This window comes from Bacillota bacterium, assembly GCA_040754675.1.
In the GTDB taxonomy this organism is placed as follows: domain Bacteria; phylum Bacillota; class Limnochordia; order Limnochordales; family Geochordaceae; genus Geochorda.
In genome coordinates this window covers 1-9,235 of sequence record JBFMCJ010000128.1, presented here as the reverse complement: position 1 = coordinate 9,235, position 9,235 = coordinate 1, and the positions used below count along the sequence as shown (strand labels likewise).

Sequence of the window (9,235 nt, the reverse complement as noted above, 5' to 3'; positions counted from 1 at the left end):
CGGAGAGACAAGTCCTATATTGGACAAAGGGTGACAAACCCCATGTCGGTAGCCATCATTACGACCTTCGCGGTGCTTAGCGTGATTGGCGTACCCCTTGCGGTGAGCATGGCGCTGGGGGCGGCGGCCGGTTTGTTCCTCTCCGGATCCTTCCCGCTTCACATCTTTTCGCAAACCATTTACACGGCGATGGACAACTTCCTGATGGTCGCCGTGCCGCTCTTTGTGCTTGCCGGCAAGCTGATGGAGCACGGGGGCATAGCCCGCCGCATCTTCGACTTTGCGGATCGGTGGACCGTACGACTCCGGGGCGGGCTCGGGCACGTGAATATCATCGCGAGCTTCATCTTCGGGGGTATTTCCGGATCGTCAGTCGCAGATGCCGCCAGCCTCGGGCGGATTGAGGTCGTAGAGATGACGCGGCGGGGCTACCCCATCGATTATAGCGCCGCGCTCTCCATGGCATCTTCAGCCCTGGCCACGGTCGTTCCACCAAGCATATTGATGGTGGTGGCCGGTGCGGCAGCGGGAGAGTCCATCGCCCGACTTCTGATCGCCGGCATTGGGCCGGGGCTACTCTTTTCAGGTCTCATGATGTTGGTGAACTACGCGTTTGCAAGAGCCTATGGCTACGGCTCCGTGGGCACATTTGACCTTCACAAGGCCCTCACCAGCACGCTGGACGCACTCCCCGCTCTTCTTGCGCCCGGTATCATCGTCGGGGGTATCGTTTTCGGGTACTACACGCCCACAGAAGCAGCGGCCATTGCAGTCTTGTACAGCGCGGTCGTGGGTATCCTCATTTACCGGGAATTGCCCCTCAAGGCTCTTCCCCGCATTCTCGTGGATTCGGCCAAGACCAGTGGAACCGTGCTCCTGATCGCCGCGACTGCCAAGACAGCCAGCTGGCTGTTTACGATGGACGGGGTGCCTCAGGGCGTCACAGGTCTCGTTATGAGCGTCGGCGCAAGCCAGACCCTGGTGCTGCTGGTGTTGGTGATGGCCCTGGTGCTTATCGGCATGTTCATGGACGCGATGGCCGCGCTGCTCATTCTCGTGCCGCTCCTCTATCCCATCGGTGTGGCCGTGGGCATCAACGGGGTCCATCTCGTAACGCTCATTGTCTCGTCGCTGGCTTTCGGCCTCATAACGCCTCCCGTAGGGGTGTGCCTTTACGCGATGGCTGCCGTATCGGGCCGGCCGATAGAGGTGATCGCAAAGGCAGGTCTTGCCTTTTATGCCGTGTTGTTCATCGGACTTCTGTTGATTGCGTATGTTCCGGCGATATCGCTTTTCCTTCCCGGTCTGGTGTTGCCATAGAAGTGCCGATGCCGGACCACAACACGGAATGTCGGGCTGGCGAGGGGGAGGTCTTTCGTGAGCAGCGAGCATTTTACGGGACTCATAGCCGGTGAGTGGACAATCGGACGGGCGCGCGATTCATTCGTCGTGCGAAATCCCGCCGACACTGCGGAAATCGTTGGGCGCTTTCCTCGGATGACGGAGGAGGACCTGGAGGCGGCACTGGATGCCGCTGAACGCGCTCTGGCAGAGTGGCGGCGTACAAACATCATGAAACGGTGCCAGGTTTTTCGCCGGACGGCCACCCTCATCCGGGAGAGGGCCGGTGAGATCGCCAGAGACATCACTCGGGAAATGGGTAAGACGGTCCGGGAGTCGACAGGTGAGGTGGCTCGCGCCGCGGACTTTTTCGACTACTACGCCAGCTACGAGCGGTGGCCCCTGTCCTACAACCTGGCAGACGCACGGGAAGGGGCCTATGTCAGCGTGGTCCGCGAGCCGATCGGCGTCGTGGTGGCCGTTACCCCGTGGAACGATCCGTTCCTCACGCCGGCTCGAAAGCTTGCTCCGGCACTCGTCACGGGGAATACGGTTATTCTGAAGCCCTCATCGTTGAGCCCACTTTCGGGATGGCATCTGGTGAGGTGTCTTCACGACGCGGGCCTTCCAAAGGGTGTCGTCAACCTAGTGACGGGACCCGGCTCGCTGGTATCCAAGGTAGCAGCCGTGCATTCGGCGGTCAAAGGCATCACCTTCACCGGGTCAACAGAGGTCGGGATGCAGCTTCAGCGAGACGCCGCCCCCCGCGGTATACGCGTGCAAACGGAGATGGGCGGCAAAAACGCGGCGGTCATATTGCGCGACGCCAATCTGGACTTGGCACTCGAAGCGGTTGTGCAGGGAGCCTTCGGTCAGGCCGGTCAGCGCTGTACAGCGACGAGCCGTGTTATCGTAGAGTCTCCTGTGTTTGATGAGTTCCTTAGCCGGTTAAAGAGGCGAGTCAACGCCATTACAGTGGGCCCTGGCCTTGATGCCTCCGTGGACATGGGGCCCGTCGTGGACGAAACCCAGTTGAAGACAGTGATGGAGGCCATCGATACAGCCGCGAAGGATGGCGCACGGCTCCTCACGGGTGGCCACAGGTTAACGGAAGCGCCGTACGCCCGGGGGTATTTCGTTGAGCCCACCGTTTTCTACGGCGTGCACCCTGAGATACGCCTGGCACAGGAAGAAGTGTTCGGGCCTGTGTTGGCCGTCATGGAGGCCCACTCGGTCGAGGAAGCCATCGAGCTCGTAAACCGGACGCGCTACGGCCTGTCCGCGGCGGTCTTCACCCGGGACATGGAGCATGCCTACCGGTTCGCATCAGAGGTGGAGATTGGCTGTGTTGGGGTCAATCTTCCCACCAACGGTTGGGATGCCCACGTCCCATTCGGAGGGTTCAGGGAGTCGGGATCTCCGTACAAGGAACAGGGCTTTGAAGCCCTGCACTTCTACACGAGGGTCAAGAGCGTTGCCATACGGGCCGCTGGGATCTGATCTGCTACCTGGACGGAGGGATCGGGATAAAGTGACACCGCACCCGGAGGAGGTCTAGCATGCATCTGGGAAAGCGAGTGCGGTTGCGCCGCCTGTTGAACGCGTCCTCAGGGCGGCTTCTAACGATCACAGTCGATCACGGAATTGCTCGGGGCGTCCTACCGGGCCTCATTGATGTTCAGCGTGCCATTGATGAGATCGTCTGGGGCGTGCCCGACGCGATGACTATGCACAAGGGGATCGCAGAACGCTGTTTTGAGCCCCATGCCGGCAAAGTGCCGTTGATCATCAAATGCACCTCATTCTCTCCTTATCACAAGACGCTAGATGTGTGGGTCACCGACGTTGAAGAGGCAATCCGGTTGGGGGCAGATGCGATCTCGATGGGTGTCATCGTAGGCGGGGAGCACCAGCCGAAAATGTTGGAGAACCTCGGGCGGCTCGTCAAGGAGGCGGAATCGCTCGGGCTACCTGTCGTGACGCACATCTATCCCCGGGGCGAATACGTCGAGGACCAGTATCACTTCGAAAACGTTCGGTACGCGGTACGAGTCGGTGCCGAACTCGGCGTCGACGTCATCAAGACCCATTATACCGGGTCCCCTGACACCTTTGCGAAGGTGGTGGAGGCGGTACCCGTTCCCGTGGTGCTGGCTGGCGGGGAAGGTGGTAAGGCTCTCGAGGACTACCTGCGTATGACGAGGGACGCCCTGGATGCCGGAGCGGCAGGGGTGGCCTACGGACGGTTCGTGTGGCAAAACGAGGAGCCCGGGGCTGTGGTCCGAGCCTTACGGGCCATTATTCACGAGAATCGCACGGTGGAAGAGGCGCTCGAGGTCTACCGCGAAGCCATGGCTGAGCGTCGCCACCAGCGATCTCACTGAGCCCGGGTAGAAAGGGTTAGCACTTCATGCTGGCCGCTGTATTCAGGGGCCCTGACAAGCTGGGGGTGGAGGAGTGGCCGGTGCCCCAAGTTGGCGCCGCTGATGTCCTCGTTCGCGTCGAGGCTTGCTCGGTGTGCGGCACGGACATCCGCATCTGGAGGGGCAAGAAAACGCTCGGGGTAAGGATTCCCTCCCTCTTGGGCCACGAGGTGAGCGGAATCATCGTTGAAGTGGGTGCAGAGGCCGCTGCCTCGGGGTGGCGCGAGGGCGAACGGGTCGCCATCGCACCGGTGGTATCGTGCGGTACGTGCCACGCCTGCCGACTTGGGATCGAGAACGCTTGCGAAAACCGCCAGGCCCTTGGGTACGAGTTTGATGGGGGCTTTGCGGAGTACGTGCGAGTACCCGCCGTGGCCGTCCGGCGGGGCAACCTCTTTCGCGTGCCGGAGACCCTATCGAGTGAGCTGGCAGCTCTTGCCGAGCCTCTTGCTTGCTGCATCAATGGACAGGAGCAAGCTGGGGTCCGGATGGGCGACCTTGTGGTGGTATTTGGAGCCGGGCCCATCGGGCTCATGCACCTGCAGCTGGCACGAACGGCTGGTGCCAGACGGGTCATCGCCGTCGAACCGGTTGCCGAGCGAAGGGCCGTAGCCCAGAGGTTGGGTGCGGACCCCGTGGTCGATCCCGCGACCGAAGATCCCACGACCGTGGTGAAGGAACTGTCGGGCGGCATCGGTGCCGACGTGGTCATTCTAGCCGTCGGGGCACCCAGCCTAGTGAACCAGGCCCTTCGGTTGGCCCGCAGAGGCGGGTCCGTCAACCTGTTTGCAGGGTTTTCCGGGGGCGATCGAGCGGAGATCGATCCAAACACGATTCACTACCGTCAGCTTCGCGTCACTGGGGCCACTTCTTCGACGCGCCTTCAGTTCCAAAAGGCGCTCGATCTCATGTCAGCAGCCAGGGTCGACCTTGATCCACTTATCACGCACCGTTTCCCTTTGAGGGAAACAGTTCGTGCATTCGAGACGGCCGAGCGCTATGGGGGGTTGAAGGTGGTCGTCCGGCCGGATGGGTAACACTCAGCCTGTGCTTGCCGGAATCGATGTGGGCGCCAGCAGCATTAAGGCTGTGCTGGTAGACGCCGAGACCGGGAGCGTTCTCGGTACGGGACGCAGCCCGGTAACCGTTCAGTCGCCTCGTCCCGGTTGGGCTGAGATGGACGCGGAGACGTGGTTGCTGGACGCCGGGAAAGCCCTGCAAGAGGCCGCCGCACGAGCCAACATCCCCCTTCGCAGCGTGGCCTCCATAGGCCTGAGCGGAATGTGTCCGGCTTTCGTACCGCTGGGGCGTGACGGCCGAGCGTTACGGAGGGCGATACTCTTTTTCGACCGGCGGAGCCTCGACCTGGCCGAGCGCATTCGACGTGACATCGGCGAAGGTCGCTTCTTTGCTGTTACCGGCAATCGCGTCGCGGCGGGCACCATCTCCGTAACGAGCATGCTGTGGGTGCAGGCGCATGAGCAGGAGGTCTGGAAGAACGCGCGATACCTCGCTCATGCCAATACCTACCTCGGAAGACAGCTTACCGGGCGTGTGGCAATGGACTGGACCAACGCCTCTCTCACCGGGCTCTTTGAGACGGCGGGAAAGGGCCGATGGTCCGAAGCACTGGCGAGCGAACTCGGGATCGACCCGGCCCTCCTGCCAGAGGTTGTGGCGCCTTCCACGTTACTTGGAGGCCTCGGCAAGGAGGCAGCGGCTGCCACAGGGTTGCCGACAGGGATTCCCGTCGCGATAGGAGCCGCTGATACAGCTGCGAGCGCGCTAGCAGTTGGTGTACTGGAACCGGGACAGGTGTTTGAGTCGTCCGGAACGTCCCTGGTAATCACAACCTGCATAGGCAAGCCAGAATTCGATCCCAGATTCTTGAATCGCTGTCATGTCGCAACGGGTCGCTGGCTTGCCCATGGGGCGATGTCGGCGGGCGGGGCCTCCCTGCGCTGGTTCCACGACGAAGTGGTTACCGGGGCCGTTGCCCTCGGTCGAGGGACGAGAGCGGGTGATAACAGCGCCGTTTCACAGCCGTTCGTGGCGGATCCCGCTCGTAGCGCTGTGGGCAATCAGTTGTGGTATGACCTCATGGAGAGGGAGGCTTGCAAGGCCCCGCCTGGCGCAGGGGGTTTGATTTTCCTGCCCTATCTGTCCGGCGAGCGCTCCCCCATATGGGATCCGTTGGCGCGCGGAGCGTTTATCGGCATTTCTTTAGCAACTCGCCTTCGTCACCTGATCCGGGCCGTCATGGAGGGCGTCGCATACGCGGAACGGCAGATCCTTGAGCTTGCGGAGGCGGTGCTCGGGGCCGAGGCCGAGCAGCTGCTCAGTGTAGGCGGCGCGTCGCACAGTAAGACGTGGACCCAGATCAAGGCGGACGTGCTGCAACTTCCTATTCTCGTCTCCCACGTTGCGGAGTCCGCCGCTACGGGGGCGGCGCTCCTGGGCGGAGTGGCCGCGGGGGTCTACGCAGGGGAAAATGAGGCAGCTTGGGTCGCCAGACAATCCCTGGAGGTGACCTCGGTCACGCCCAACCCATCGCTTCGGCCCGTCTATGACGGTCTGTATGAGACCTTTAGCCGCTTGTACCCGGCCCTCAGGGAAGAGTTTGCCGCCCTACAGCCTTACGCGTGTTGACCTGTGTGTCCGGGCCAGCCTTAGGGACGCAAACGAAGCCTCAAACAGTCGCTCCCTGATCTTTGACACCTATCTTGGCGAGTTGCCCCAATGATAGGGCTTGGGCAGGACGCGCCAAGGGCGTAGCACTACGCGGCCCGGTTCGACGACAGCTCTTCGATCCGGTTGGGCGGGGGTACACGGAGCAGGTGGAAGACTGTCGCGGCCGTGCCGAGCAGCTCCGTGCGCAGGCGGTAGGACACGGTGTCGCCCAGCTTGTGGCGCAAATGCGACTCCAGCACAAACGCCAGGAAGCAGACCGCCACATGGCCCCGCACGTGTTCGCCGGTCCAGACCCGCCATCTGCGGGCGGGAAGGGCATCAGAGCGCAGGGGGAGGGGTGCGCCGAAAGTTGACCTTGGGCCGTTTGAGCCCGCGGTGGGTGTGCGGTAGCCCCCTCCTGCGGATCGCCCGCATGGGCCCGGCAAGGCCGGGAAGCCTGCACAAGTAGATGCGGCTCTGGCGGCCTTGTGGAAGACGGCCTGCGCGCGCCTGTCTGGCAAGATAGTTGTGATGAATGTCAACTATCTGAAAAAGACCCTCAAGCGCCAGAGGCGACTCCGCACGTCCAACTGACAGCGCTCCCTGAAGACCCCCGTGGTGCAGGCCAGCTTCGGTGCGTCCCGGGAGGGGCCAGGTTGCTTGCACCGGTTGCAGGAATCTGCGCGGATCCACCGAATGCAGTCCACAACAAATAGAATGTGATGTATACACAAGCCTCTCCTCGGGGAGGAGTGCCGTGTCGCCCGTCCTGCCAAGAGTCAAGCCGGTGTCCGCGAGCCGGGCCGTCTACGACGCCCTGGTTGCCGCCATCCTTGACGGCCGCCTGAAGCCGGGGACCCGCCTGCGGGAAGCTTCTCTCGCAAGCGAGCTGGGAGTGAGCAGCACCCCTCTGCGCGAGGCTCTTCAGATGCTGGTGCACGACGGTCTGGCGGAGCACCTGCCTGGCCGGGGCGTCCGGGTGGTGACGCTGTCCGCCGGGGACGTGGAGGAGATCTATGACCTGCGCGCCGTTCTGGAGGGCCTGGCGGTGCAGCTGTGCGCGCGCAAGGCCACCGGCCGGGACCTGCAGCGCCTCGAGGAAGTTCACGCGCAGAGCCTGGAGTTGGTGAAAGGGGGGAACCTGGCCGAGTACCGCCGGTGTAACCTGGCGCTCCACTCGCTGTTCGTGGAAATCGCCGGCAGCCGCCGCCTCAGCCACGCGATGGCAGCCATCCGCCTGCAGACCGAGTTCCTCACGTCGATTACAGTGCAATTCCCGGGCAGGCCCGAACGCGCCGTGCAGGAACACCGGAGGATCATCGACGCCGTTCGCCGCGGCGATGGGGCGGAGGCCGAACGGGTGGCGCGCGGGCACATCGAGCGGGCGAAAGAGGAGCTGCTGGCCAAACTCGGGGCAAGTGACCAAGACCTCGGGACGGGAGGAGAAGTCTCGTGAAGGCACTGAGGCCCTATCTGGTACCTGCCATCGTCGCGCTTATCGTGGCCGCGGCGGGCGGAGTCGCGTCCGCCGAGTGGCCCAACGACCGCCCGATCACCATGATCGTGGCCTATTCGCCGGGCGGGGCGACGGACATCGCCGCGCGCCTGCTTGCCCCCTATATCGAGAAGTACCTGGGTCAGTCCATCATCATCCTCAACCGGCCCGGCGCGGGGGGCGAGGTGGGCTTCACCGCCCTTGCGACCGCCGCCCCGGATGGGTACACCGTCGGCTTCATCAACACCCCTAATGTGGTCACCATCCCCATCGAACGCCGGACCCGCTACACGCTGGAGTCGTTCATCCCCGTGGCCAACGTCATGGACGACCCGGATGCGTTTCTCGTGCGGGCGGACAGCCCGTTCCGGACGCTGCAAGAGCTGGTGGAGTACGCAAAGAAGAATCCCGGGACCGTCTCTTACGGCACGTCGGGCATCGGATCGGATGACCACATCGCCACGGAGATGTTCGCAAGGGCGGCCGGGCTGAAGCTCCGCCACATCCCGTTCGACGGCGCGGCTCCCAACCGGACGGCGCTGCTCGGCGGCCACATCACGCTCGGGGTGTTCAACATCAGCGAGGCCAAGGAGTACGTCGAAAACGGCCAGCTCCGCATCCTGGGCCAGATGGCCGAAGGGCGCACGGAACTGTTCCCCAACACCCCCACCTTCCGGGAACAGGGCTACAACATTGTGACGGGCTCCCAGCGCGGCATAGCCATGCCGGCCGGCACCCCTGGCTGGGTCGTGGAACGCTTCGCCCAGGCCGCCGCGAAGGCCGTCAACGACCCCGAATTCCGCGAGAAGGCGGCCAAGGCGTACCTGCCGCTTCGCTACCTCGGGCCGAACGACTACCGCGCGTTCCTGCGCGAGCTCCGGGACAGCTACCAGGAACTCTGGAACGCCTCGCCGTGGGTTGAGAAACGCTAGGGCGGGCGCTTTAAGCGTACCGCAGCAGGCGCCGGGTGGAGCTTCGGAGCCGGACTCCGGGCTCCACCCGCGGGGCTCGACCCGACGGAGGGGTGGTGATGGCGTTGAGCCAGGCCGTTGAGGATATCGGGCTTTCCGTGGCACTCATCGCAGGTTCGGCGGCGGTGTTTCGATGGACGGGTGAGCTGCCCGAGGACTCGGCGTTTTTCCCGCGCCTTGTGGCCTTCTTCATCGCAGCGCTGTCCGTGGTGCTGCTCGCGAGCAGTCTGGCCCGAATGGTGCCGGCCCGAAGGCTCGGGGAGCGCGCCGGGACGCCCGGGAGGCGCAAGGAGGGCGGCTCCGGCGGCGCTGGTGCCGAACAGGCCCTGCCCGTC

Annotated in this window: 9 protein-coding genes; 8 read left to right on the top strand and 1 reads right to left on the bottom strand. The window is 63.6% G+C overall.

The features are described from left to right. From AB1609_09230 to AB1609_09210, 5 genes are all read left to right on the top strand, one after another. Positions 1 to 1,320, top strand: a 1,320-nt coding sequence (locus AB1609_09230; protein MEW6046648.1) for a TRAP transporter large permease, incomplete at its 5' end; no start/stop codon positions are given. Between the two features lie 57 nt (positions 1,321 to 1,377). Next, positions 1,378 to 2,841: an aldehyde dehydrogenase family protein gene (locus AB1609_09225; GenBank protein MEW6046647.1), complete on the top strand. Its 1,464-nt coding sequence runs from the start codon at positions 1,378 to 1,380 to the stop codon at positions 2,839 to 2,841. A 59-nt stretch (positions 2,842 to 2,900) separates the two neighbouring features. Beyond that, positions 2,901 to 3,725: a 2-amino-3,7-dideoxy-D-threo-hept-6-ulosonate synthase gene (locus tag AB1609_09220; protein MEW6046646.1), complete on the top strand. Its 825-nt coding sequence runs from the start codon at positions 2,901 to 2,903 to the stop codon at positions 3,723 to 3,725. Between the two features lie 26 nt (positions 3,726 to 3,751). After that, positions 3,752 to 4,801, top strand: coding sequence for a zinc-dependent dehydrogenase (locus AB1609_09215; protein MEW6046645.1), 1,050 nt, complete (start codon positions 3,752 to 3,754; stop codon positions 4,799 to 4,801). After that, positions 4,794 to 6,413 carry an FGGY family carbohydrate kinase gene (locus tag AB1609_09210; protein MEW6046644.1) on the top strand — a complete coding sequence of 540 codons (1,620 nt, stop codon included), beginning with the start codon at positions 4,794 to 4,796 and terminating at the stop codon, positions 6,411 to 6,413. Before AB1609_09215 ends, AB1609_09210 begins: the two co-directional genes overlap by 8 nt. Before the next feature lie 128 nt (positions 6,414 to 6,541). Here AB1609_09210 and AB1609_09205 read toward each other — a convergent pair whose 3' ends face one another. Continuing rightward, positions 6,542 to 6,730, bottom strand: a complete 189-nt coding sequence (locus tag AB1609_09205; protein ID MEW6046643.1) for a hypothetical protein — start codon at positions 6,728 to 6,730, stop codon at positions 6,542 to 6,544. A 491-nt stretch (positions 6,731 to 7,221) separates the two neighbouring features. Here AB1609_09205 and AB1609_09200 point away from each other — a divergent pair, with 491 nt between their 5' ends. The 3 genes from AB1609_09200 to AB1609_09190 form a co-directional block, all read left to right on the top strand. After that, on the top strand, positions 7,222 to 7,890 hold the full coding sequence (locus tag AB1609_09200; GenBank protein MEW6046642.1) for a GntR family transcriptional regulator: 669 nt from the start codon (positions 7,222 to 7,224) through the stop codon (positions 7,888 to 7,890). Then, entirely contained in the window at positions 7,887 to 8,861 is a 975-nt protein-coding gene (locus AB1609_09195; protein ID MEW6046641.1) for a tripartite tricarboxylate transporter substrate binding protein, read from the top strand. Before AB1609_09200 ends, AB1609_09195 begins: the two co-directional genes overlap by 4 nt. Positions 8,862 to 8,959: 98 nt before the next feature. After that, the coding region (locus tag AB1609_09190) for a hypothetical protein (protein MEW6046640.1) at positions 8,960 to 9,235 on the top strand (276 nt) is incomplete at its 3' end.